General features: G+C 66.5%; 24 protein-coding genes and 1 pseudogene. 11 read left to right on the top strand and 14 right to left on the bottom strand.

Annotated elements, in window-relative coordinates:
* Genes VG543_RS04210 through VG543_RS04200 form a run of 3 tightly spaced genes read right to left on the bottom strand, consistent with a single transcriptional unit; the run spans position 1 to position 1,999 of the window.
* The gene (locus tag VG543_RS04210; protein ID WP_423178097.1) at positions 1 to 693 is read right to left on the bottom strand and encodes an oxidoreductase; all 693 of its coding nucleotides are present in this window, start codon (positions 691 to 693) and stop codon (positions 1 to 3) included.
* An 11-nt stretch (positions 694 to 704) separates the two neighbouring features.
* A complete protein-coding gene (locus VG543_RS04205; RefSeq protein ID WP_423177843.1) occupies positions 705 to 1,379 on the bottom strand; it encodes a ChrR family anti-sigma-E factor in 675 nt (224 codons plus the stop codon).
* On the bottom strand, positions 1,376 to 1,999 hold the full coding sequence (locus VG543_RS04200) for a sigma-70 family RNA polymerase sigma factor (protein WP_058981669.1): 624 nt from the start codon (positions 1,997 to 1,999) through the stop codon (positions 1,376 to 1,378). The genes VG543_RS04205 and VG543_RS04200 overlap by 4 nt, the downstream gene beginning before the upstream one ends.
* 131 nt (positions 2,000 to 2,130) lie before the next feature.
* Here VG543_RS04200 and VG543_RS04195 point away from each other — a divergent pair, with 131 nt between their 5' ends.
* From VG543_RS04195 to VG543_RS04145, 11 genes are all read left to right on the top strand, one after another.
* The gene (locus VG543_RS04195; protein WP_423177842.1) at positions 2,131 to 2,898 is read left to right on the top strand and encodes a hypothetical protein; all 768 of its coding nucleotides are present in this window, start codon (positions 2,131 to 2,133) and stop codon (positions 2,896 to 2,898) included.
* An 81-nt stretch (positions 2,899 to 2,979) separates the two neighbouring features.
* Complete coding sequence (locus VG543_RS04190; RefSeq protein ID WP_010485789.1) at positions 2,980 to 3,930, top strand: acyl-CoA desaturase; 951 nt, start codon at positions 2,980 to 2,982, stop codon at positions 3,928 to 3,930.
* Between the two features lies 1 nt (position 3,931).
* On the top strand, positions 3,932 to 5,209 hold the full coding sequence (locus VG543_RS04185) for an NAD(P)/FAD-dependent oxidoreductase (RefSeq protein WP_423177841.1): 1,278 nt from the start codon (positions 3,932 to 3,934) through the stop codon (positions 5,207 to 5,209).
* Complete coding sequence (locus tag VG543_RS04180; protein ID WP_010485792.1) at positions 5,206 to 5,973, top strand: DUF1365 domain-containing protein; 768 nt, start codon at positions 5,206 to 5,208, stop codon at positions 5,971 to 5,973. The genes VG543_RS04185 and VG543_RS04180 overlap by 4 nt, the downstream gene beginning before the upstream one ends.
* Positions 5,970 to 7,229 (top strand): SAM-dependent methyltransferase, encoded by a 1,260-nt coding sequence (locus VG543_RS04175; RefSeq protein ID WP_058981679.1) that lies wholly within the window; start codon positions 5,970 to 5,972, stop codon positions 7,227 to 7,229. The genes VG543_RS04180 and VG543_RS04175 overlap by 4 nt, the downstream gene beginning before the upstream one ends.
* A gap of 1 nt (position 7,230) precedes the next feature.
* The gene (locus tag VG543_RS04170) at positions 7,231 to 7,776 is read left to right on the top strand and encodes a DUF2878 domain-containing protein (protein ID WP_019659667.1); all 546 of its coding nucleotides are present in this window, start codon (positions 7,231 to 7,233) and stop codon (positions 7,774 to 7,776) included.
* A complete protein-coding gene (locus tag VG543_RS04165) occupies positions 7,773 to 8,558 on the top strand; it encodes a DUF1295 domain-containing protein (protein ID WP_312544903.1) in 786 nt (261 codons plus the stop codon). The genes VG543_RS04170 and VG543_RS04165 overlap by 4 nt, the downstream gene beginning before the upstream one ends.
* A complete protein-coding gene (locus VG543_RS04160) occupies positions 8,555 to 9,628 on the top strand; it encodes an SAM-dependent methyltransferase (protein ID WP_423177839.1) in 1,074 nt (357 codons plus the stop codon). The genes VG543_RS04165 and VG543_RS04160 overlap by 4 nt, the downstream gene beginning before the upstream one ends.
* Before the next feature lie 8 nt (positions 9,629 to 9,636).
* Positions 9,637 to 10,170: a lipocalin family protein gene (locus tag VG543_RS04155; protein ID WP_019659664.1), complete on the top strand. Its 534-nt coding sequence runs from the start codon at positions 9,637 to 9,639 to the stop codon at positions 10,168 to 10,170.
* 180 nt (positions 10,171 to 10,350) lie between these two features.
* Entirely contained in the window at positions 10,351 to 11,019 is a 669-nt protein-coding gene (locus tag VG543_RS04150; RefSeq protein ID WP_227844946.1) for a response regulator transcription factor, read from the top strand.
* Complete coding sequence (locus VG543_RS04145) at positions 11,016 to 13,340, top strand: ATP-binding protein (RefSeq protein ID WP_423177837.1); 2,325 nt, start codon at positions 11,016 to 11,018, stop codon at positions 13,338 to 13,340. The genes VG543_RS04150 and VG543_RS04145 overlap by 4 nt, the downstream gene beginning before the upstream one ends.
* On the opposite strand, the gene VG543_RS04140 is transcribed toward VG543_RS04145, so the two are convergent.
* From VG543_RS04140 to VG543_RS04090, 11 genes and pseudogenes are all read right to left on the bottom strand, one after another.
* The gene (locus VG543_RS04140; protein WP_312544908.1) at positions 13,341 to 14,096 is read right to left on the bottom strand and encodes a SapC family protein; all 756 of its coding nucleotides are present in this window, start codon (positions 14,094 to 14,096) and stop codon (positions 13,341 to 13,343) included.
* Between the two features lie 110 nt (positions 14,097 to 14,206).
* Positions 14,207 to 14,479 carry a hypothetical protein gene (locus tag VG543_RS04135; RefSeq protein ID WP_005409616.1) on the bottom strand — a complete coding sequence of 91 codons (273 nt, stop codon included), beginning with the start codon at positions 14,477 to 14,479 and terminating at the stop codon, positions 14,207 to 14,209.
* 250 nt (positions 14,480 to 14,729) lie between these two features.
* Positions 14,730 to 16,763, bottom strand: a complete 2,034-nt coding sequence (fusA, locus tag VG543_RS04130; RefSeq protein WP_423177835.1) for an elongation factor G — start codon at positions 16,761 to 16,763, stop codon at positions 14,730 to 14,732.
* A gap of 457 nt (positions 16,764 to 17,220) precedes the next feature.
* Positions 17,221 to 17,970: a hypothetical protein gene (locus tag VG543_RS04125; protein WP_329847746.1), complete on the bottom strand. Its 750-nt coding sequence runs from the start codon at positions 17,968 to 17,970 to the stop codon at positions 17,221 to 17,223.
* 74 nt (positions 17,971 to 18,044) lie between these two features.
* The gene (locus VG543_RS04120) at positions 18,045 to 18,596 is read right to left on the bottom strand and encodes a hypothetical protein (RefSeq protein ID WP_423177833.1); all 552 of its coding nucleotides are present in this window, start codon (positions 18,594 to 18,596) and stop codon (positions 18,045 to 18,047) included.
* Positions 18,597 to 18,792: 196 nt separating this feature from the next.
* Positions 18,793 to 18,954, bottom strand: a pseudogene (locus tag VG543_RS04115) (hemin ABC transporter ATP-binding protein); the annotation flags it as partial.
* A 279-nt stretch (positions 18,955 to 19,233) separates the two neighbouring features.
* A complete protein-coding gene (locus tag VG543_RS04110; protein WP_312544914.1) occupies positions 19,234 to 19,410 on the bottom strand; it encodes a hypothetical protein in 177 nt (58 codons plus the stop codon).
* A gap of 222 nt (positions 19,411 to 19,632) precedes the next feature.
* Positions 19,633 to 20,394 (bottom strand): heme ABC transporter ATP-binding protein, encoded by a 762-nt coding sequence (locus VG543_RS04105; protein WP_423177830.1) that lies wholly within the window; start codon positions 20,392 to 20,394, stop codon positions 19,633 to 19,635.
* Positions 20,391 to 21,434: a FecCD family ABC transporter permease gene (locus tag VG543_RS04100; protein ID WP_329847752.1), complete on the bottom strand. Its 1,044-nt coding sequence runs from the start codon at positions 21,432 to 21,434 to the stop codon at positions 20,391 to 20,393. Before VG543_RS04100 ends, VG543_RS04105 begins: the two co-directional genes overlap by 4 nt.
* Positions 21,431 to 22,480, bottom strand: a complete 1,050-nt coding sequence (locus VG543_RS04095; RefSeq protein WP_423177828.1) for a heme/hemin ABC transporter substrate-binding protein — start codon at positions 22,478 to 22,480, stop codon at positions 21,431 to 21,433. Before VG543_RS04095 ends, VG543_RS04100 begins: the two co-directional genes overlap by 4 nt.
* 51 nt (positions 22,481 to 22,531) lie before the next feature.
* Entirely contained in the window at positions 22,532 to 23,908 is a 1,377-nt protein-coding gene (locus VG543_RS04090; protein WP_423177826.1) for a YncE family protein, read from the bottom strand.
* Between the last annotated feature and the right edge of the window lie 33 nt (positions 23,909 to 23,941).

Here is a 23,941-nt window from a genome sequence, read left to right as displayed (position 1 = left end):
TCAGGACGCCGGATCGCGCCCGCCGGCCGCGATCCGGTTGATGTCCGCGCACTCCACCGTCGCCGGTGGATGCTCCCTGGCGGCCAAGGCAATCATCGCTTGGCCCAGTGCCAGGTTGCTCGTCACCAACGAAGGTGCAACCGCACCGGCCAGTTTCATCAATGGCGCACCGCCCCAGTAAAGGGGCTTCAACAGGGCATGACGGGTGCCGGTGCCCGGGACCGGCCTGACACCGCCCGGGCGCAGCATCACGGTGCGCACCGGCAGGCTCTGCAATGCGACTTCGGTCTCGCCCTTGATCCTCAACGGCATCAGCCGGCTCCGAGGGTCCGCGCCGGCACCGGATACATACAGAAAGCACCCTTCGGGATTCGCAGCCGCCCAGGCAAGGGCCACCGCCAGAGTGGTGTCCAGGGTCACGCGTCGGTACTCGGCCTCTGCCGTTCCAACCGGTGGCGCCCCGGCACAGTAGAAGCAGGCATCGAACCCGGCCAGTTCATCCGACCGGTCCTGGATACGCAGGAAGTCCGGAACGATCAGTTCGCTGCCGGCGCCGCTCAGACTTCCCGGATGGCGGACCAGCGCTGTCAGGCCGGACACCTGTGGTGAGCGTTGGCAGGCCAGCGCCACACCTTGCCCGACCAGGCCTGCGGCACCGGTCAACAGAATCCGTAATGCGCCCGTCCCGGCCATCGTCATCCCCGCTAGAGTTTCACGAAACGCTGGATCTTCCGCGCCAGCCAGCCACTAAACACCAGCGGCGCATCCAGCGCTGACACGCAGATGCAGGGGACACCGGGCGCGGTCACCGGTTGATGCTCCACGTCTTCGTCCAGATCTGCCACGTCACCTGGTGCGAACAACCCCAGCGCATCATTGTACGAACCCCGCAGGATCTGGGTCAGTTCGCTGCGGCCATGGCTGTGCATGGGCAGGCACTTGCCCGGGGCAATCTTCAGCATGATCAGCGAGGGCATCTGCTCGGCACGGATGCAATGCACGCCGGGCGCCATCCAGCGCCAACGCAGCTCGCTGAGCGATGCGCCGAAGTACGGGTGCAGTGATGCAGGAAGGTGGTCGGGGTCGGCCTCGGGCCGCTCCCTCGGCACAGGGCGCCTGGTTCCGGCGATGGCGCTCGGCGCCTCCGAGGCCAGCTGCATCAGCATGGCCTCGCGCAACTGCTCGCGACGCCCGTCGGCAGCGGGCGGTTGGGTCTGCTCCAGCAACACCGAGCCGATTGCCTCGGCATAGCGCAGGCGCTGGCGGCAGTGGGGGCACTGCTCGAGGTGGGCACCGGCCACGATGCTCAACGGCGCCGGCAGCGCGCCGGCGGCATAGCTCATCAGCGTGGATTCGTGCAGGTGGTGGTGCGGATTCACAGCGCACCTCCCACTTTGGCCTGCAGTTGCAGGAACGCACGTCGCAGGTGTGACTTTACCGTCCCCAGCGGCATGCCCAGCGCCTGGGCAATCTCACTGTGGCTCTTCGCCTCGAAATAGGACATCCGCACCAGCCTCGCCTGCACGGCGGGCAGCTCGTTGATGCGCTGGCGAAGGCGCGCCTGGTCGGCGAACTGCTCGGCACTGCTGCGCTCGATCACGTCCACGGCCGCGGCGTCTTCCACCGCTGCCTGCACCTGCATCCAGCTGCGCTCGCGACGGATGCGGTCGATCTGCAGGTTTCGCGCGATCCGGTACAGCCAGGTACTCAGCGCGCCCTGGGCCGCATCATACTCGGCCGCCCGCAACCACAGGCGCAGCAGGCACTCCTGCGCCATTTCCTCGGCCACGGCGTCGGGTGCCCCCAGGCCACGCAGATACACGCACAGCCGCGGCATGAAGTAGTCATAGATCCGCATGAAGCAGTCGCGGTCGCGAAGCCGCGCCACACTGTCCATGTCATCGGCCCAGTTCGTCGGCTCGCTGCTCGGCTGCTGGGAACTGGACACGGTGCGTGCGGTATCGAAGTTGAGGAGGGTGCTGGCGGCGTCAGGGTACATCTGCGTGAGCGGCGGGCAGGTGAAGGTCTGTCCTCTCTACGCGCAGGGGTGGCCATTGGATGCAGAAGGCACTGCGCATCCAAGCAGCCACGGCCACCGTATGACCTGAGCCTCCCTACCGGACGAATACCATGCGCACTGCCTGGCTGCTGCTATGCCTGCCCCATGCCGCGCTGGCGGCGCCCTGGCTGCGCAATGAGGGCGTGGCCACCTCGGCGCAGGGCGACCTGCTCTATCGTGAAGTGCACTGGCGGCGCGGCCCATCGGAGGGCGCCGAACGCTGGGTGCTCTATCAGTGCCCCGATGGCCGCCCCTTCGCCCGCAAGCATCTGCCGGCCAGCGCCCGCCCGCAGGCCCGGGGTTATTCGCTGCAGGACAGCCGTAGCGGGCAAACCGCTGAAGTCGACGCCAGTGGCGAGTCGGTGTTGATCGCCTGGAAAGAAGATGCCGCCAGCGAGCTGCGTCAGCGTCGGCTTGAGCTGGCGCCGGATGCGGTGATCGACACGGGCTTCGACGCCGCGGTGCGTCAGCATTGGCCAGCGCTGATGCGAGGTGAACGCATCAGCCTGCCCTTCCTGGTGCCGGGGCGGCAGCGCTTCTTCCCGGTGCAGGTGCGGCGTACCGGCCCTGTTCGCTGGCAGGGCATCGACGCCCAGGCCATCGAGGTCAGTCTGGACACGTGGTACGGCGGCATCGCGCCGCGCCTGTCGCTGGTCTATGCCAGCGCCGACCGCCGCCTGCTGGAATTCCGCGGAACCAGCAACCTGCGCGATACCCGCGGCACCTACCCACAGGTCACGGTGCGCTTCAGCTCGCCGGTTGCCGAGCGGTCCGCCAGCGAATGGCAACAGGCCTGGACGCAACCCCTGGTGGGGCGCTGCAGCGTGATGCCCAAGTGAAGCCGAAATTCTCCACAGCCGGCCGCATCCATTGCGCGCACTGCTGCGTAGAGGAAGACACGACACCCGCCGAGATCCGCCATGGCCTCTGTAGCGCCCCTCCCCCGCCGACCTTGGCGCCTGCTGCGCACCCTGAAGCGCTGGGTCGACACCGGCAGCGCTGCAGACCACGCCGCTGGCGAGCCCGGACGCATCGACTGGCTGCGCGCCGTACCGTTCGCGTTGATGCACCTGGCCTGCATCGCGGTGATCTGGGTAGGTATCTCGTGGACCGCCGTGATCGTCGCCGCAGCCCTCTACGCAGTGCGCATGTTTGCGATCACCGCCTTTTACCACCGCTACTTCTCGCACCGGACGTTCCAGGCATCGCGAACGGTGCAGTTCGTGTTCGCGGTGATCGGCGCGTCCAGCGTGCAACGTGGGCCGCTGTGGTGGGCGGCCCACCATCGCCATCACCATCGGCATGCCGACCAACCGCTGGACCCGCACTCGCCGCGCGAAGGCGGCTTCTGGCGCAGCCACATGGGCTGGTTCCTGACCCGTGAGGCATTCGCCACGGATCTATCGCGCGTGCCTGACCTGGCGCGCTTCCCCGAGCTGCGCTGGCTGGACCGCTTTGATACGGCGGTACCGGTACTGCTGGCTGCTGCGCTGTACGCACTCGGCGCCGGCCTGGAGCGCTGGGCGCCCGGGCTGCACACCTCTGGCCCGCAGTTGCTGGTGTGGGGCTTCTTCATTTCCACCGTGGTGTTGTTCCACGCCACCGTCACCATCAACTCACTGGCCCATCGTTTTGGCCGGCGGCGCTTCGAGACCCGTGACGACAGCCGCAACAACCTCTGGCTGGCGCTGCTTACCTTCGGCGAAGGCTGGCACAACAACCACCATTTCTTTCCCGGCACCGTCCGCCAGGGGTTCCGCTGGTGGGAGATCGACCTGACCTGGTACGGGCTGCGCGCAATGGCGGCCTTCGGCCTGGTGAGGGGGCTCAAGCCCATCCCCGAGTGGGTACTGGCCAAGGCGAGGTACTGACATGCGCATCGCGATCATCGGCTCCGGCATCGCTGGCCTGGCCAGCGCCTGGTGGCTGGACGGCGAACACGAAGTGACGCTGTTCGAGGCCAACGATTACCTGGGCGGGCATACCCACACCCATGACGTGCAGGTGGACGGCACGCGCATGGCGGTGGATACCGGTTTCATCGTCTTCAACCCCCTGCACTACCCGCTGCTGACGGCACTGTTTGAAGAACTGGGCGTGGCCTCGCAGCCGACCACCATGAGCTTCTCAATGCACAGCGAGCGCAGTGGCGTCGAGTACAACGCCACGTCGCTGGATGGCCTGTTCTGCCAGCGTCGCAACCTGGTTTCGCCACGCTTCTGGGGAATGCTGGCCGACCTGCGCCGGTTCTACCGGGATGCACCGCTGCTGCTTGCCGAAGGCGAAGGCCCGACACTGGGCCAGTACCTGCACAGCCAGCGCTACGGTGCTGCGTTCATCGACGAGCACCTGCTGCCGATGGCTTCAGCGCTGTGGTCGTCACCGACCGACATGGTCATGCAGTTCCCGGCCCGCTACCTGGCCCAGTTCATGGCCAACCACCAGATGCTGCAGATGACCGGGCGCGCACCTTGGCGGGTAGTCAGCGGTGGCTCGGCACGCTATGTCGATGCCCTGCGTGCCCGCTGGCGGGTACGCGAGCGGCTGGAATGTCCGGTCCATTCGGTCGAGCGCATGCCGTGGGGCGCGCGCGTGCACAGCGCGGCCGGCGTGGAGGGCTTTGACGAGGTCATCCTGGCGTGCCACAGCGACCAGGCGCTGGCCCTGCTGCGTGACGCCGATCCGGTCGAACGCGACGTGCTCGGCGCCATCCGCTACCAGGCCAACGAAGCAGTACTGCATACCGACGCATCGCTGCTGCCGCGCAACCGCAAGGCATGGGCCGCATGGAATGCACACGTTCCAAAGGAGCCAGGCGCGCCCTGTACGGTCAGCTATTGCATGAACCTTCTGCAGGGCCTGCCCGGTGACACCCCGCTGGTCGTGACCCTCAACCGCAGCGAGGCGATCGATCCGGCCAAGGTGCTGCGCAGGCTGCACTATGCCCATCCGGTCCACGACCACGCAGCGGTACGCGCGCAACAGCGCTGGGCTGAGCTGCAGGGCCGCCGCCGCACCTGGTTCGCGGGCGCGTACTGGGGCTGGGGTTTCCACGAAGACGGCATCCGCAGCGCCCGCCGCGTGGTGGACGCGATGCGCGAGTGCACCCCGCACCGCGACACCATCGCACCCGGCGAGGTGGCAGCGTGAGTGCCAGCGCACTCTACTTCGGGCAGGTGATGCACCGACGGCATCATCCGCAGCCCCACGCGTTCCGCTATCCGATCGCGCAGCTGCTGCTCGATCTGGACGAGCTGGAGACCGTGTTCGCCGGGCGCTGGCTGTGGTCGGTCAATCGCCGCAACCTGGCCGAGTTCCGCCGCAGTGACTACTTCGGCAACCCTGCGCAACCACTGGCCGATGCGGTGCGCGACCATGCCGCGGCTACCCTGGGTTATCGGCCCACCGGCCCGGTGCGCCTGCTCACCCATCTTCGCTTCGCCGGGCACGTATTCAATCCGGTCAGCTTCTACTACTGCTACCGGGCCGATGGCAACACCTTGGACTGCATCGTCGCCGAGATCACCAATACCCCGTGGAAGGAGCGGCACGCCTATGTGCTGCCGGTAGCTGCGGCCACCGGCGACGGGGCATCACTGCGCTGGACATTCGACAAATCCTTTCACGTCTCACCCTTCATGCCGATGGACTGCCGCTACGACTGGCGGTTTAACGCACCTGGTGATGATCTTCGCGTGCACATGCAGGTCTGGCGCGACGGCGTTCGGCAGTTCGACGCCACCCAGTCCATGCAGCGAAGGGTGCTGGACGGCCCTGGGCTGGCCCGGGTACTGGCCTGCTACCCCCTGATGACCACGCAGGTGGTGGCCGCCATCCACTGGCACGCGCTGCGGCTGTGGCTGAAGCGCAACCCCGTGCACGACCACCCTGCTCTTGCCGAGAAACCACGATGAATTCGATGACTCCCCTGGTCGCCTTGCCACGTCCCGGCGCCCTGGATGCATTCCTGCGCCGCCGCCTGCTGGCCCAGCTTGCCCCCATGCGCGACGGCCGCCTGTGCGTGCGTGATGCACTCGGCGAAGTCTGGCTGGGCGATGCGCATGGCGAACTGCATGTCACCGTCACCATCGATGACCCGGCGTTCTACCGCAAGGTTGCAGCGCAAGGCAGTGTGGGTGCAGGTGAAAGCTACATACAGGGCGAATGGCACTGCGATGACTTGGTGGCGCTGATTCGGCTGCTGGTACGCAATCGCGACCTGCTCGACGGCATGGAGCGTGGCCCGGCCCGCCTGGGCGGCTGGCTGTTGCGCGGCTGGAACCGCCTGCGCCGCAACAGCCGCGAGGGCAGTCGCCGCAACATAGCCGCGCACTATGACCTGGGCAACGACTTCTTTGCCCTGTTCCTGTCGCCGGACCTGATGTATTCCTCAGCCCTGTTCGACAAAGAAGACGAGTCGCTGGAATCCGCCTCCCGGCGCAAGCTGGACCGCATCTGCCAGCAGCTGAAGCTCAAACCGGGCGACCGCGTGGTGGAGATCGGCACCGGCTGGGGTGGTTTTGCGCTGCACGCCGCGCAGCACTACGGCTGCCACGTCACCACCACCACCATCTCCGCAGAACAGCATGCGCTGGCGGCAGAGCGCGTGCGCGCCGCAGGCCTGCAAGGCCAGGTCACGCTGCTGATGCAGGACTACCGCGACCTGCAGGGCCAGTTCGACAAGCTGGTGTCGATCGAGATGATCGAGGCCATCGGCGCCGAATACCTGGACACCTACATGGCGACGTTGCAGCGCCTGTTGAAGCCTGATGGCGTTGCCCTGCTGCAGGCCATCACCATCGAGGACCATCGCTACGAGCAGGCCCGGCGCAGCGTCGACTACATCAAGCGCTACGTGTTCCCCGGCAGCTTCATTCCGTCGATCAACGCGATCATGGCCGCCAAAACGCGGTCCAGCGACCTGCAGCTGATCGCCCAGCAGGACTTCGGCCACTCCTACGCGCTGACCCTGCGCGCCTGGCGCCAGCGCTTCCTCGTCCGGTTGCCCGACGTGCAGGCGCAGGGCTTCGATACGCGCTTCTGCCGCCTGTGGGAGTTCTACCTGGCCTATTGCGAGGGCGGCTTCCTGGAGCGCTCGATCGGGGTCTCCCATCTGCTGATGGCGCGCCCGGGGCATCGCCCGGGCGCCTCATCGGGCCAGGGCAGTTGAGATGCGCCGGTTCTGGGCCAATCTGCTTGGCAACCAGCTGGTCTGGCTGTGCGCCGTGGCCGGCGCCGGGCGCGGCTGGCAGTGGCCGGCGTTGCTGGCAGCCTCTCTGTACATCGGCAGCCAGCTGCTGACGTCGCCGCAACCACGGCTGGACCTTCGGTTGATGGTGCTGGCGCTGGCCTGCGCCTGGCTGGTCGATGCCAGCGCCGCTGCGACCGGCACCGTTCGTTACGCCGCCGCCCCGCTCGCCTGGGCGCCTCCGCCGTGGATCATGGCGCTGTGGGCCGCGTTCGCGATGACGCTGACGACCTCGATGCGCTTCCTGCTGCGCCACCGTGCCCTGCCGGCGCTGTTCGGCCTGCTGCTGGCACCCCTGGCCTATCTGTCCGCGGCACGTGGCTTTGATGCAGTGCGGTTCGCTGTGCCGGCATGGCAGGGCCTGCTGGTACTGGGTGCGGGCTGGTGCATCGCGCTTTCACTGCTGTGCCACTGCGCCCGTCGCGGCTCACGAGCCAGCTCGCCGCCCCTGGCTGGAGTTCCTTCATGAACCATCTCCTGTGGGTCCTGCTGTACACCTTGCTGATGATGAGTTGGGGCTGGGCCTGGCAGCGCCGCCACCAGAACATCGGCGTGGTCGATGTGCTCTGGGCCAAGGGCGTAGGTGCATCGGCCCTGTTGCTGGCGCTGCTCGGCGATGGCGCGACGATGCCGCGGATCGCGCTGGGCGTGCTCGGCGGCCTCTGGGGCAGCCGATTGGCCCTGCACCTCTGGCACCGGGTCCGTAGCGAACCGGAAGACGGGCGCTACCGCTATCTGCGCGAACACTGGCAGGGCCACCAGGGCAAGATCTTTGGCTTCTTCATGGCGCAGGCATTGCTGGTGCTGCTGTTTGCCCTGCCCTTTGTCGCAGTGGCTGCCAACCCGAGCAGCCGCATGACGTGGTGGGCCGTGGCCGCCGCGCTGGTGTGGCTGCTGAGCGTCGGCGGCGAAGCACTGGCCGACCGGCAGCTGGCCCGGTTCCGCGCCGACCGGGCAAACAAGGGCCGCACCTGCCGCGAAGGGCTCTGGCGCTATTCCCGCCACCCCAACTACTTCTTCGAATGGCTGCACTGGTTCACTTATGTGCTGCTCGCGGTCGGTTCGCCACTGTGGTGGCTGGCGTGGGCCGGCCCATTGCTGATGTACGTGTTCCTGCGCTACCTCAGCGGCATCCCATTCACCGAGAAACAGGCGCTGCGCAGCCGCGGCGACGACTATCGCGCCTACCAGCGCAGCACACCGATGTTCTTTCCCTGGTTCCCCCGTTCTTCCAAGGAGCATTCCGCATGAACGCGATCCCGTCACTGAATCCTGCCGAAGACGCGGAAACCGGGCTGATCGCCTGGGCTGAACGCGGGCTGGTCCCCGATGCGGCGCTGCGTGCGGGCATCCGCCGCTTGTGCGCACAACGCCTGCATGAGGAAAGCGAAGGTGGCATCGAAGGCCAGTCGGCGCGCTTCAGCCGGCGCATCGCCGAGCTGGCCGACAGCCCACTCGCATTGCACACCGACGCAGCCAACCGACAGCACTATGAAGTGCCAGCTGCCTTTTTCCAGGCCTGCCTGGGCAAGCGACTGAAGTACAGCAGCTGCTACTACCCCACCGGGCGCGAAACGCTGGACCAGGCCGAGGACGCGATGCTGGAACTGTACGGCCAGCGCGCAGGCCTGGCCGATGGCCAGCAGATTCTCGAACTGGGATGCGGCTGGGGCTCACTGACCCTGTGGATGGCAGAACGCTACCCGCAGGCCAGCATCACCGCCGTTTCCAATTCGCACAGCCAACGCCAGCACATCATGGCGCAGTGTGAAGCCAGGGGGCTGCGCAACGTCGAGGTGATCACCCGCGATGTCAACCAGCTTGAGCTGCCCACGGCACGCTTCGACCGCTGCGTGTCGGTGGAGATGTTCGAACACGTGCGCAACTACGAGCGCCTGCTGGCGGGCATCGCTCGGTGGTTGAAGCCGGACGGCGCGCTGTTCGTGCACATCTTCGCCCATCGCACATTGATGTATCCGTTCGAGACAGACGGCGGCGACAACTGGATGGGGCGGCACTTCTTCACCGGCGGGCTGATGCCGGCAGCTGACACCCTGCTGCATTTCCAGCGCGACCTGCGGCTCGACCAGCGCTGGCTGCTGGACGGCACCCACTACCAGCGCACCGCCGACCACTGGCTGGCCAACCAGGATGCGGCCCGCCAGCAGGTGATGCCGGTGTTGATCGCAACCTATGGCCAGGCTGCAGCGAAGGTCTGGTGGCAGCGCTGGCGGATGTTCTGGATGGCCTGTGCCGAGTTGTTTGGCTATGACGACGGCCAGCAGTGGCTGGTGGCCCACTATCTGTTCCGACCCCGCTGAGGTGCAACATGCGCATGTTCTCGCTGCTTCCCCTGATCGCGGTCGGCCTGTTCGGTTCCGGCTGCAGTTCCAGCGACACCCGCCCGCTGCCGCGCCCGCCATCCGTGGATGTGCCGCGCTTCATGGGCGATTGGTATGTGATCGCGCATATCCCGTCGCGCCCCGAACGCGAGGCCTTCGACGCGGTGGAGAGTTACGCACTTCGTCCCGACGGGCGCATCCAGACCACCTTCACCTACCGCAAGGGCAGCTTCGATGCGCCGCAGAAGTCGATGCATCCCATCGGTCGTGTGGAGAAGGAAGGCAATGGCGCGATCTGGGGCATGCAGTTCATCTGGCCAATCCAGGCCGAGTACGTGATTGCCTGGCTCGACGAGAGCTACCGCCAGACCATCGTGGCGCGCAGCAAGCGCGACTACGTCTGGTACATGGCCCGCACACCACAGGTGTCCGAGCATGACTATGAGCAGGCGGTCGCACGGATTGCGGCCATGGGTTATGACACCCGCAAGCTCAGACGCGTGCCGCAGTCGGTCCGATGACACGCCACGACCCTTTGCGCTGGGCGGCATCGCCCGCCAACTTCTGAAGGGCCTGGATTCGGGCGTGGCGATCCATTACATCAATTAACACCCCTGGATTGATGGTTCGCGCACATTGACTCTTAGGAATAATCGCAAAAATCCAGCAAATTCGGTGCCCGGCGCGGCAGCAGCGCCAGAATGGTCGCCACGCCCTCCCGGGCGCCGATCACCTCCCAGCGCATGAATGGATACCCTGCACCGCGCCGTCTGCGGCTCGCACTGCTAGACGATCACGAAGTCGTCCGCCGCGGCACCGCCTTGCACCTGTGCCGCGACGTCCGCTTCAACATTGTCGCCAGCCACACCCACAGCGACGCGTTCATCGGCTGCCTGCGCAAGCTGGCAGTGGATGTCGCCATCATCGATCTCACCCTGGCGCCTGGCGACCGCAGCAGTGATGAGCTGGTTCCCCTGCTGCGGGAGCGCTTTCCTCATGTGCCCCTGCTGGCCTTCGCCACGCTGACGCCAACAACCCGCGTGGACCACCTTCTGGCGGCCGGCATCAGCGGCATTGTCAGCAAATCCGAGCCGCTGGAGATGCTGTCCGAGGCCATCGTGCGTGTATCGCAGGGATTGTGCCGCCTGCCGGCCGATTGCCTGGTCCCGGCCTGCCGCGACGAACTCAGTCGCAATGAACGCGAAGTGCTGGACCTGCTCCTGTCCGGCCTGACCGTGTCGGAGATCGCATTGCGCCGCCACCGCAGCGTCAAGACGGTCAGCACCCAGAAGGTGGCCGCCCTGCGCAAGCTCGGGCTGCGCAATGACGTGGAGATCTATGCACTGCGAGAGCAGCGGAACCTCCGATGAGGCGCCGTGTTCGCCTCCGGTTGCATACCTTTGTCACCTCGTTGATGGTCCTGATCCTGCTGCCAGCAGCCTCGGCCGAGGATGCACATCTGCAGGCGTGGCCGGCGGGTCGCGAAGTGCGGGTCGCCACCGCGCCATCATTGCGCCCGCTGCCTGCACCACTGGCGGACTCGATCCCGCTCCCGACCCTCGCCCACGGCTATGCGCAGCTCGCGGCTGACCATTCCGGACTGCGCTTCCGTGACATCGCCTACACCAGCACGAGGGCAGCGGTCACTGCCGTCTGCCGGCACGAGGCCGATCTGGTGCTGGTGATGGGCGGCCCGGCGCATCGCCCACGGCCCTGCCCCGGCCTGATGGCATCCGGCGCCTTCGATGGCGGCAAGACGGTCCTGGCCGTGCGTAAAGGCGAGCACGCGCCACGTGACGTCGGCAGCGTGAAGGCGCAGGTGCTGGCCGTGATTCGCGGCGGCCCTTATGCCAGCTGGCTGGCAACCCACCATCCGCAGGTCCGCCTGCTGCACTTGCCCGATCGGCATGCAGCCCTGGCCGCCGTGGACAACGGCATCGCCGATGCTGCGATCGGCCTGGAAGCTACACTGCACGCGATGATCCGGCGGCACTTCGCGGGCAAACTGCAGCTTCATCCGTTCGAGAGCGACTTCTCCACCGATCTGCACCTGCTCGTGCGCCGCGAGGACCAGCAGCTGCTGACGCGCATCGACCAGGCACTGCACGACATCACGCTCGAAGAGCACGCGGGCCTGCTGGCATTGTGGGCGCAGCAGATGCTGCCCGCCCCCGTCGAGAACGCGCTTGACCGGGTGCGCGCCCTGCACCCGCCCTGGCTGCTGTATGTGGCCGCAATACTCATCGGCCTGACCATGTTCTGGCAGGCACTACGTTGGCGAATCGGTCGCAAGGAACAACGCCTTGGGCGCGCGGCAGGAATGATCAGCCACGAAGTGCGCAATTCCGCGCAGACGATACTGGCTTCGATCGACCTGCTGAGCCAGTCGCGCCTGTCCAGGAGAGAGCACGACCTGCTCGCGGCCGCGCGTGCCGCCGGCCACGCGCTGCGCAGGCTGCTCGACCGCTCGCTCGCGTTCTCGCGTCTGGCCAGCGGCAGCTTCAGGCCCCACGTCGTACCTTGCGACGTCGGCCAGCTCTGTGCCCATGCACTGGACGCGATCCGGCCGGAAGCACTGCGCAGGGGATTGTCCCTCAAGCTTGATTGCACGCCCGACCCCGCACCGACGGTCGCACTCGATGCTGACGGGCTGCGCCAGATTGTCGACAACCTGCTGGGCAACGCGTTGAAGTTCACTGATGCCGGTGGCATCGAAGTGCGCCTGCAGCTGTCACCCATCCCGTCTGCCAGGGAGCTGTTGCTGGATGTGATCGACAGCGGCATCGGTATCGCCCCCGCGCAACTGCCGCTACTGTTCCGCCCGTTCCAGCAGGGAGAGGATGGCCAGAAGCGCGGCGGCACTGGCCTGGGCCTGACGATTGCGCGCGAGCTGGCCATTGCCATGGGCGGCAACCTGGCCGCGTACAGCGTACATGGGCGCGGCAGTCGCTTCACCCTGCGACTGCCGGTCCGCGCTGTCCCTCGCGATCCGCCCACCATCGAGCGCCCGCAGCAGGCGCCGTTGACGGGCACAGAGCTGCTCCTGGTCGAGGACCATGCACTCAGCCGGCGCGTCGTGGCAGAGCAACTGCGTCGGCTGGGTGCCGATGTGTGCGCGGTTGCCGATGCGGAAACCGCGTTGGCCGAACAGGCGCTGCGACCGCGCTGCACGGTGGTGCTGGATATCGGGCTCCACGGCCGGGACGGCTACGGCTTGGCACAGCAGCTGCGCGCGCGGGCAAAGGCGCCCCTGCGAGTGATTGCCCTGTCCGCCCGCATGGGGCGCCGGCACGTGGCGCGCTGTCGCCGGGCCGGATTCGACGCCGTCCTGGTCAAGCCGCTGCAGGTGGCAGACTTGCTGCAGGCGCTGGGCCTTCCGCCTTCGGCGCACGCTGCCGCGCCTTGTAGCGCGCGGGGCGCCGACCCGGATTTCGCTGCGGATATCGCCCATGAGCTGGCCGGGATCGAACAGTCCCTGCAGGACGCCGATGCCGCGACATTGCGCCATCATGCGCACCGCCTGCAGGGCACGTTGCAGATGTTCCGGGCAATCGACCAGGCCGGCACCGCGGCCGCCCTGTGGGAGTTGGGGCAGCAGGCCGCGCCCGACTGGGTCGAGGCATGGCGACTGCTGCAGGGATTGCAGCAGTGGCACGGCTCCCGCAAGGCGGAAGCCGTGCCTTCAAGCTGATCAGGCCGCCAGGCGCTCGACCTGGCGACGGGTCAGGTCGTTGAATCGCCCCAGCGACATCAGGTGCTGATGGATCAGCGCCAACCAGCCGCTGCGGTGCCACTCGATCACGGTCGCTTCCGGCAACGCCACGAACTTCTCAACGTCCACCACCAGGAAGCCATTGAGGTTGAACTCGCGGCCATCCGGAGTGCGCACGGTGGCGTTGCGCTCGACCAGCAGGCCGTTGTCGATCAGGGCCTTGGAGAAGGCCTGGGTCTGTTCGTGCTCGCGGGTGTACTGGCCGCAGAACTCCAGCGCCTGCTGCACCATGTCGGTGGCCTTGCCGTCCACGAACAGCGGCTGGCCTTCGTCACCCCCCTTGACCACGCGCGAGCTCTCTTCGTCGATGCCCAGCAGGAAGTCGTTGTCCGCACCGGTGTCGATGAAAATGAAGGGGTGGCGACGCAGGTAGGCCGGAATGTAGGCCTCGTCTTCCCACAGGCCGTCCTTGATGAACAGGTTCTGGTCGGACACACCGACGGCCGCCATCGGCACGGCGGTCGGGCCAGCGAACAGAATCGGGAAGTGGTGCAGGGCCAGCGAGAACTCGCCCAGCACCAGCGGAATGGCGTTGTTGCCGGCCGCAAACTCGAGCCTGCCCGGCAGGATGCGCAGATCGGCGTGCACATCGGCCTGCAGCGGCACCGGACGGGTATAGAACAGGGGAGCGCCGCTCGGCGCCGCTTCGGTGGTGGTGTCGCTGGTGGTGGTCATCTTGGGAACCGTTCAATCATGGGCGCCTGCCATCCCGGGCGCGCCAGCGGGAACAACCTGAATCCCGCATTATCAACAAGCTCGATGACAACGGCCACCCCACCGACGGCCTATTTCAGCTGCAAGGGGTAGCGCTGCCAGAGCACGTGCACCAGGAACCCGGCCAGCTCGGTGTCGCGCGCGCTCACCGCGGCACGGATCTTGTCCAGCAGCACCATATCGCTGCAGGAACGCACGTCGGCATGGTTGGCCTGCCCTGCCCGGCGCGCGCGATAACGCGCGGCGCGCTGCGCATCGCTCATCGCGTACCCGAACTTGGGCGGACGGCCGCGCTTGCGCGGCAGGGTCAGCTCCAGGGTTCCGGGGTCTTTGTCATCACGCATGAGAGGGGTGCGGGCGGCGGCGAGCAACGGGGGGCGCAATTTATCGTGAGGCATCACTTTAATCCAGCTTTTTCTGCACTTTTGTTGCGATGCAGCGCCAATGTTGCCGTGTCGGTGCGGATCCATCCACGCATGGCGTGGATCTACTGCAGAGCTCGCGACCCGGTAACCCGCTAGATCCACGCCATGCGTGGATGCGGAAACCCGAACAAAAAAGTGGGAGCCCGCGAACGGGCTCCCCTCGCCTTCCTCATGCAGCGCGTACCGGTTCATAGCCGTGCAGGTGCGCTTCGCTGCTGGCCCGTCCCTGGCTGAGCGACCGCAGCGCAGTGGTGTACCCCACCAGCTGCGCGAGCGGCGCAAAGCCACTGACCTCGGCCCGACCGTCCTGGTCGTCGATGCGGGCGATGCGGCCATGGCGCCGGTTGAGGTCGCCCACCACGTCACCCACCGATGTCGACGGCGAATGCACCGTCACCGCCATCACCGGCTCCAGCAGCTGCGTGCCACCCTCGGCCAGCGCCGCCTTGATCGCCTCGGCGCCTGCGCGATGGAACGCCATCTCCGACGAGTCCTTGGCATGGGTCTGGCCATCGACAAGACTGACCTCGATACCGACCACCGGATGACCCTGCGGCCCTTCCGACAGTGCGGCACGCACGCCCTTCTCCACCGCCGCGATGAAGCTGCGCGGCACCACGCCACCGACGATGCGGTCGTTGAACACCACCTGGTCGTCCTCACGCGGCTCCACGTCCAGCACCACGTGCGCGAACTGGCCCTGGCCACCGGTCTGCTTGACCAGCCGCCCAACGACACCCGTCATCGCGCGCATCGGCGTCTCCTGGTAGGCCACGCGCGGCGCACCTACGCCCACGTCGACGTTCCACTCGCTGCGCAGGCGCTCGACCATCACTTCCAGGTGCAGCTCGCCCATACCCCAGACCAGGGTCTCCGCCGTATCGCGATCGGTTTCAACGCGGAACGACGGATCCTCCTGGGCCAGGCTCGCCAGTCCCTGCGCCATCCGGATCAGGTCGGCCGCACGCGCCGGTTCCAACCGCCAGGCCAGCACCGGCGCCTGTGCCTGTATGTTCTCCAGGCGCAACGGCAGCGCACGGCCGCTCAGCGTTTCACCGCTGACCGCATCCTTCCAGCCCAGCACCGCGACGATGTCACCGGCCACGGCCTGTTCAATGTCGTGGGTCTGGTCGGACTGCACCCGCACCAGCCGACTGACCCGCCGTCCCTGCGGATGCTGCGAACTGGCCACCGCGTCGCCCACCTTCAAGGTGCCCGAGTACAGCCGTACGAAGCTGAGTGCACCGTGCTGCTGGTGGGTAATCTTGAACAGCAGCCCCGCCAGCGGGCCATCAGGATCCGGCGGCAAGACCACCTCGCCCTCATCGCTTTCGGCGCTGACGGCAGGGCGATCCAGCGGCGACGGCAGGTAATCGACCACGGCATCCAGCAGCGTCTCGATACCCTTGTCCTTGAACGCAGCACCGGCCAGCACGGGCACGCCCGCACCCGCCAGCGTCGCCCGGCGGATCGCCGCGCGCAGCGCCCCGGCATCGATCACCCGACCTTCCAGCCAGGCATCGGCCAGTTCTTCGTCATGATCGGCCACGGCTTCGACCAGAGCATCGCGCTGGGCTCGCCACTGGATACGTGCCGCGTCGTCCCACGGGCTGATGGTCGTCGCACCGTCGCGCCACTGCAGCACGCGCTCATCGACCAGGTCGACCCAGCCGTTGAAGTCGCTCTCGCTGCCCAACGGCACGCCCAGCGCCCACGGCCGCGCCTGAAGCTTGTCCTGAAGCTGCTCCAGTACGCGCTCGAACGACGCGCCGACGCGGTCCATCTTGTTGACGAAGGCGATCAGCGGCACGCGATGACGGCGCGCCTGGCGCCACACCGTCTCGGACTGCGGCTGCACGCCATCCACGGCCGAGAACACGGCCACGGCGCCGTCGAGCACGCGCAGCGAACGTTCGACTTCGATGGCGAAGTCGATGTGGCCAGGGGTATCGATCAGGGTCAGCCGATGCGGCGGCAGGTCACGCGGTGCCCACTGCGCCTGCACGGCGGCCGCGCCGATGGTGATGCCCCGTTCGCGCTCGATTGCAGAGAAATCGGTGGTCGCATTGCCGTCGTGCACTTCGCCGACGCGATGGATTTCGCCGCTTTTCCACAGCAGGCGTTCGGTCAACGTGGTTTTGCCGGCGTCGATGTGGGCAATGATGCCAAGGTTGCGACGGCGGGAAAGGACTTGGGTGTTCATGGGAAAGGTTCCTGCAAAGCCAACTTCGTGGGCCGCGCACCCCGGTTGGCGACAGGGTGCGCGGCTAGCGTTCGGTCTCGGCGATCTGGTGCATGGCACGTTCTCCTTTGCAGTACTGGGTAGCGTCGAGTACGTAGAGTCGACTGGGTAGAGTCGACTGTTAGTCGACTCACAAAAAACAAAAAACGAAAAGAGCGCCCCGAAGGGCGCTCTGTCGAAGGTCCAGCGATGGCCGTCTCAACGGCCTCGTGGGGCTCCAGGCAGACACGCCCGTTCCGCGCTTGCGCGGGTCAGGGTGAAAAACTTCAGGAGCGGCATCCGGTTCATGGGGCGCATTCTAGACCTGCCAATCTGGCGCGCAAGTGAATATTGAGCACATAAATGGAACGATGAGGCCGGCAACGATAGGGGTCAGATCCCTTTGCCCCTGGCAAAGGAATCTGACCCCTGGCGGCATTTACTTGCAGCCGTGCAGCTTACGCGCCTCGGCCACCGTCGCAGCCCGGTCATCGCCCATCGAGATCCAGCCCTGCAGCGACATCGCCGGATCCACATGCGGCTGCCGTGCGCCACCGTGGACCACCACTTCGGTCCAGCTGCCCACCGGCGCCAGTTCGGACAAGCGCGCCGCCTGGTCGTCCTCGGTGCTGAACATGTCGTCCGGACCCGCCGGAGGCGTGGCATTCACGGTTTCCGTCTTGCGGGTCCGGACCCGAAGTGCACCGTCCGGCAGCCGCTGGGTGATCACTTCGTATCGCTCAACACCATATGCCCAGCTATTTTCGCCAACGCTGCGGGTCTCGCTGCCGTCATCCGCCACGGTCACCACCTCGCCTGCCGGCCCGACAACGCCCGCGACAGCCCCCAAGCCGGACATCAGTGCCTGATAGACGATCATCTGCCGCTGCTCGGTAGTCAGCGCTCCGGCCTTGAGCTTGGCGGCAGGAATCTGCAGGTACGCCGCTTCACTGCACAGCACCAGCACCTGCTGGTCGTCCCAGCTCACGGACATTTCCTCGTTGGCGAAGTACTGCGTCCGGATGGTCGCAACAGGGGAACCCGCGCCAGCGGAATGCCGGATCTCGATCAGCGAGGCATTCTCCGCTGCATCGGTCAGCGAAACCGGCGAGGTGGAAGCCGCAGTCGCAGCGCCTGCGAAGCCAACCAACACGGCCAGCAGAGTGCCGCGCGAAATGCTACAGATCATTGCATCAGTCCATTGAGAAATTCAGATGCACCATGATATGTCGAGCGAGGCACGATGCGCCCGTGCGGCCCTGATCAACTCATTTCCCCGTAGGTGCAGCCTACCGTCACCCATCCCGGTGAATAGGAAAGATCAACAATCATCCGCACATGTCGATCACCAGGAAGCGTTTTGTACAGATTGAGTCCTTTCCAGCCATACACTCTTTCCATAGCCTCGGCATCCCAGCGCGATGACATACCCCCGATATGGTTTGCAATGGATCTCCCTCGCACCATCTCTTCTCCGACGGGCACCGGAATGGCAAGAAGCATCTCCTGAACACCCGAAACATGCACAAGTGTCGAGGATTCCCCCCACGCCATGACAGGAGTCCGAGCCTCCCAGAGCATCAGTGACGCGCCATTACGCTCCTTGCTCTGACTGAAATCCGTCAGGTCGCCCGCTGCAATCCGATCAGTGAAGTTGTCCAACTCCTGGTGAGTCAGCTGGCACTGTAATAAGCGGGACAGGGTCGGCGATACGTCCTGTTGCGCTTGAGCCGGACATGAGAGCCCCATTGCCACGCAGAGTACCGCCGCCTGCGCGCCCCACACTTCGTTAAACATCACAGCCACACTCAGCACCCCTCTCGAACCTTCGGCGAAGGCCAATCAATGAGGCGGGGCATCCAAGAAGTAAAGCCGATGTGCGGCCCGCCGGAGCATCGCCCATCGGGCGCAATCTAGCTGCCAAAGCAGCAAGCCACTAACGCCGGTCCATATGCGTCAAAAATGAGAGGCGCGACTACCTGCGCCCTCCACCTTCGCAGGCGGACCCGGGCTAGGTCACCACCACCAGCGGCATCCCACGCCTTGGGTGCTCCGGCACCACCACGTCCCGCTGGTAGACGCGCTGCAGGTCGTCTTCGGTCAGCACCTGCAATGGCGTGCCATCGGCCGCCCCCCTACCCTGCTCCAGCACCACGATGCGGTCGGCATAGCCTCAGCCACATAGGGGCTATGAATTCCCTCCGTACTTTTCCGGGTGCTGCAGGTAGTCCCAGTTTCCCTGCGCCTGCTCCCTGACGCGGCGGCTCCTATCCTTTGCGAGTGTCGGATACAACTTCGTGGCAAGCCCCTCTGAGATCCAAAGCATGTGGCACGCCACTCGGAATCTGACTTTGGCCATCGGGTGGGATGCCAGTTCAAACCAGACACTCTCTGTAGCTGCATACGCATCATTCAGCTTGCAAAGCCAACTGCCAGATGTCTCCCATGTTCCCTAGGCGCCGTCCACAAGACCCTTGCGAATCGCATTCAGTGCGCTCTCGATAGGAACGATGCCATCCTTGAAATCGTGAATGGCATTGATGATGGCAAGCACTATCTGGAGTTCATCTTCCTTGCGGTGTCTGCGAATCGCGCATTTGATTTCATGCTCGCGGCCGAAGGTGAACATATGGGCTTCCTCCCTCTGGAACGCCCAATGGTCAGTCAGCCCGAAACATCAAAGCAATAATCAACTTCCACCGCACATACCTGAAGGAGGGGCTCAGCCAGCGCAACTCCTGCGACCTCAAGGCCCAACATCCCAGCTTCGCCTGTGGCAGGGGCGGAGAATCACCCGAAAGCCGCTCAGGACGACGTGAAAGACGCGGCTATTTACGACACCACCCTGGAATCAGGTGACCACCACCAGCGGCACCCCGCGCCGCGGATGCTCCAGCACCACCACATCCTGCTGGTAGACACGCTGCAGGTTGTCTTCGGTGAGCACCTGCAGCGGCGTACCATCGGCCGCCACGCTGCCCTGTTCCAGCAGCACGACGCGATCGGCGTAGCCAGCCGCCAGGTTCAGATCGTGCAGCACCACGATCACGCACGCACCGGCCTCGGCGCAGGCACGCACGCTACGCAATGTGCGCTCCTGGTGACGCAGGTCCAGCGCGGCGGTCGGCTCATCGAGCAGCAGCAGCGGCGTATCCTGCGCCAGCACGCGCGCGAACGTGGTCCGGGCGGACTCGCCACCGGAGAGCTGCTGCACCTCGCGCAGGCGCAGCGCCTGCAGTTCGGCGGCATCGATGGCCGCTTCCACCCGGGCATCGTCCGTGACCGGGTCCGGCGGATGCGGCAACCGTCCCATCGCCACCACTTCTTCCACGCTGAAGGCAAAGCGCACGCCATGCTCCTGCGGCATTACCGCGCGCTCGCGCGCCAGCGGCCCGGCCTTGTAGCTGGCCAGCGGTTTGCCCAACAGGCTCACCTCGCCCGCATCGGCGCGCAGGTCGCCGGCCGCTACCGCCAGCAACGTGGACTTGCCTGCGCCGTTCGGGCCAACCAGCGCGGTCACCGTACCCGGCTCGAACGCCAGCGAGATGCCATGCAGGATCTCGCGCTGCTGGCGACGCACCACCACCTCGTGCAGCTTCAGCAACGCGCTCATGGGGCCGCCTTGCGGCGCTGCTGCAGCACCAGCCAGAGGAAGAACGGCGCGCCCAGCGCGGCCGAGAACAAGCCCAGCGGAATCTCCGCCGGCGGATCGAGCGTGCGGGCCGCGGTGTCGGCCACCACGATCAGCAGCGCACCGAGCAGGCCGGACAACGGCAGCAGCCAGCGATGCCCGGGACCGACCAACAGGCGCGCCACGTGCGGCACTACCAGGCCAACGAAGCTGATCGAGCCGGCAAAGGCCACCGCCGCGCCCACCAGCAGCGCACTGAACGCCACCAGGCGACGTCGCGTGCGGGTGACATCCAGCCCGAGGTGCTGTGCCTGGCGTTCGCCCAGCGCCAGCATGTCCAGCGGCGTGGCCAACCGCTGCAACGCGAACGCGCCGATGGCAAACAGGGGCACCACCGCCGCCACATCGGCCCAGTTGGCACGCGCCAGCGAGCCCATCTGCCAGAACACCAGCGACTGCAGTTCGCTTTCGCTGGCGATGTACGTGAGGAAACCGATCAGCGCGGAGCAGAACGCGGCCATCGCGATGCCGACCAGCAGCAGCGTGGCGTTGCCACTGCCTTTACCGGGTCGCGCCAGCGCATACGTCAGGCCGATCGCCAGCGCACCGCCGACGAACGCGGCCACAGGCACCAGCCAGCCCGCCGCACCGGCGGCGCCCAGCACGATGGCGGCCACCGCACCCAGTGCAGCACCCTGGCTGACACCGACGATGCCGGGGTCGGCCAGCGGATTGCCGAACAGGCCCTGCAGGCTGGCACCGGCCATCGCCAGCGATGCACCCACCATCGCGCCCAGCAAGGCACGCGGAATGCGCAGCTGCCAGACCACGGCGAGGTCGCGGCTACTGACCGCCTGCGGATCGAGCAGACCCAGCTTCACCGCCAACGCCTGCATCACCTCCAGCGGTGGCAGCCGCAGCGGGCCCACAGCGAACGAGGCCAGCACCGCACCCAGCAGTGCCAGCAACGCCACCAGCAACATCGTCCGCCCGCGACGGCGGCGCCGATCCGCCGGACTCATGCCTTCGGCAACGCCGCCAGGGCCTTGGCCAGCGCCAGCGCGCCAGCACCGGAACCGACACTGGTGTACTTCAGCTGCACGTCCGGCATCACCCAGACCCGATTGGCCTGCCCGGCCGGGGTCTGCTTCAGCGTCGGGTACGCCTTCCACAGGCCCTCGGCACCACCGAACAGCTGCAGGTCATGCTCGGTCACCAGGATCACCTCGGGCGCTGCGGCGACCACGCCTTCATTGCTCAGCTGCGAGTAGTTCTTCACTCCCGCCTCGGTGCCGATGTTGACGCCGCCAGCCAGCGCGATCAGCTGCGCCGAGGCGCTGTCGGCACCGGCAACAGTCGGTGAGCCGCCAGCGCCGGTGGCCGAGACGTGGATCAGTCGTGGCGCATGGCCCAGGCCCTTGCCAATCGCTGCAGCCTCGTCGAGCTGACGCTGCACCTGCGTGGCCAGTGCTTGCCCTGCCTCGGCCAGCCCTAGTGCCGCGGCGACCTTGCGCACCTTGTCCGGCGCTGGCTGCAGGTCATCGATGACCACCGCCGGCTCGCCCACTTCGCGCAGTTTCCTGGCCAGCTCGGTATGACGGCGCAGGCTGTTGCCGAGGAACAGCGAGCCCTGCAGGCTCAGCACGCCCTCCACGCCAGTGGTCCGGTTGAACAGGAACTGGTGCGGCGCGGCCCGGCCGGCCTGGGTGGTGGTGTTGGTCGGCGCGGCAAATACCTGCTTGCCCAGCCCCAGTGCTTCGATCACCGCGATGACGTCGTCGCCACCGGCGATGATCCGGCTGGTATCGGCCACTTCGATATCGGCGCCATCATCGGAATGCACCTTGGCCGGCAGCACCGCCTTCTGGCCGTGCACGGCCGGCATTTCGGCTCCTGCCACGCGCTGCCAGCCTGCCGGCAGCGCGGTTTCCGCAGCGGCCGCCGTTGCTGCGGGCGACTCGGCAGGCGTATTGGCATCAGAGGGAGCCGACGAGCCACCACAGGCAGCCAGCGCCAGCGAAACAGCCAACGGAAGCGCACACAGGCGCAGACGGGACGCGATGTTCATGCACAATCTCCTTGCTGGCAGGGCGACGCGCACGCCGCCCCACCGTGTGACTTACTGCTTCGGGGTGATGCGGGTGATGCGGTCACCCTTCGGGTCTTCGCCGCCGCGCGACTTGTTCACCGCGAACACGTTGCCCTTGCCATCGGCGCGGACGTGGTTCGGCAGCGTGCCGCCATCAAGATTGGCGACCACCTTGCCGTCACCGTTCACCACGGTGACCGTGCCAGCGCCACGGTTGCTGACATAGGCCAGGCCGGAGGCATCATCGAAGGCGACGTTCAGCGCACCGGCGCCGACCGGCACGTCATGCAGCACCTTGCCGGCAGCCACGTCGACGATCAGCAGGTTGTCGGTGCCCTGCGAGGCCACGTACAGGCGGTTGCGCGCCGCGTCGAAGGCCACGCCCGAGGCACTGATCGAATTGCCCAGATCGATGACCTTCTCGACCTTGCCGCTGGCCACATCGATCACTGCCGCCTCCGGGGTGCCGATGCTGACGGTGAACAGCTTGCCGCCCTTCTCGTCCAGCACCAGGCTCATCGGGGTGAACGTGCCGTCGTCCACGCCGGATTCCAGCGTCACTGCCGGCAGCTCCTTGAAGGTCCTGGCGTCGAACACCGACAGGTGGTCCTCGCCCGTCGCCGAGGCGAACACCTTGCCGCGGGTGCCATCGACCACCACGTCGCGCGCGTGCGGCACAGTGTCGGCCGGGAACTGGTGGACCAGCGACAGGTCCTTCTGGCGGTAGACCGCGATCGAGTTCTGGCGGGTATTGGTCACCCACACATTGCCGTTGGTGTCATCCACGCCCACGCCGTAGACCGCATACACCGCACCATTGGTGCTGCCCGGCACCTGCGCCGGGGTGATCGCCTTGGTCACCTTCAGCGACTTCGGGTCCAGCTTCAGCAGCTGCGACTGGGTCACCGGCGGGCGACCCACCGCCGAGGTCACGAACACCGCGTTGCTGGCGGCGCTGTAGGCGGACTGGTACAGGCCCGGCACCAGCTTGTTGGACTGGGTGGCGAACTGCGCCTGGCCGGACAGCGGCAGCTGCGGCGAGACGCGCAGCTTCAGCACGGTGGCCGCAGCCGGTTGGCTGGCGCGCACCACCACCGGATGAGTGCCCGGCACCGCGTCGGCCGGAATGCTCAACTGGGTCTTGAAGTTGCCATCAGCATCGACCACCAGCGGCTGCGCGTTGAGCACGCTGTCACCGCGCAGCAGGCTGACCTTCTGGCCCGGCAAGAACCCACGGCCGACCACGTCGGCAGTGCTGCCGGGAACCACGTTCTCACCGCGTGAGACGACTTCACCCTTGAAGGTGGCGTTGGCCGGCTGGTCGAACACCGGCTGCGCGGTGGCGGTCACCGCCAGCAGCAGGCCGGCAGCAAGAGTGGTAAGACGGAAAGACGGACGGAACGACATGGCAGGCTCCTTGCACACGTAGGCCGCGCCACG

Origin of the sequence: Stenotrophomonas sp. CASM101 (assembly GCF_049384845.1) — a bacterium.
Lineage (GTDB): Bacteria > Pseudomonadota > Gammaproteobacteria > Xanthomonadales > Xanthomonadaceae > Stenotrophomonas > Stenotrophomonas hibiscicola.
Note: the sequence above shows the minus strand (reverse complement) of the source record. Positions and strands in the feature narration are given on the sequence as shown.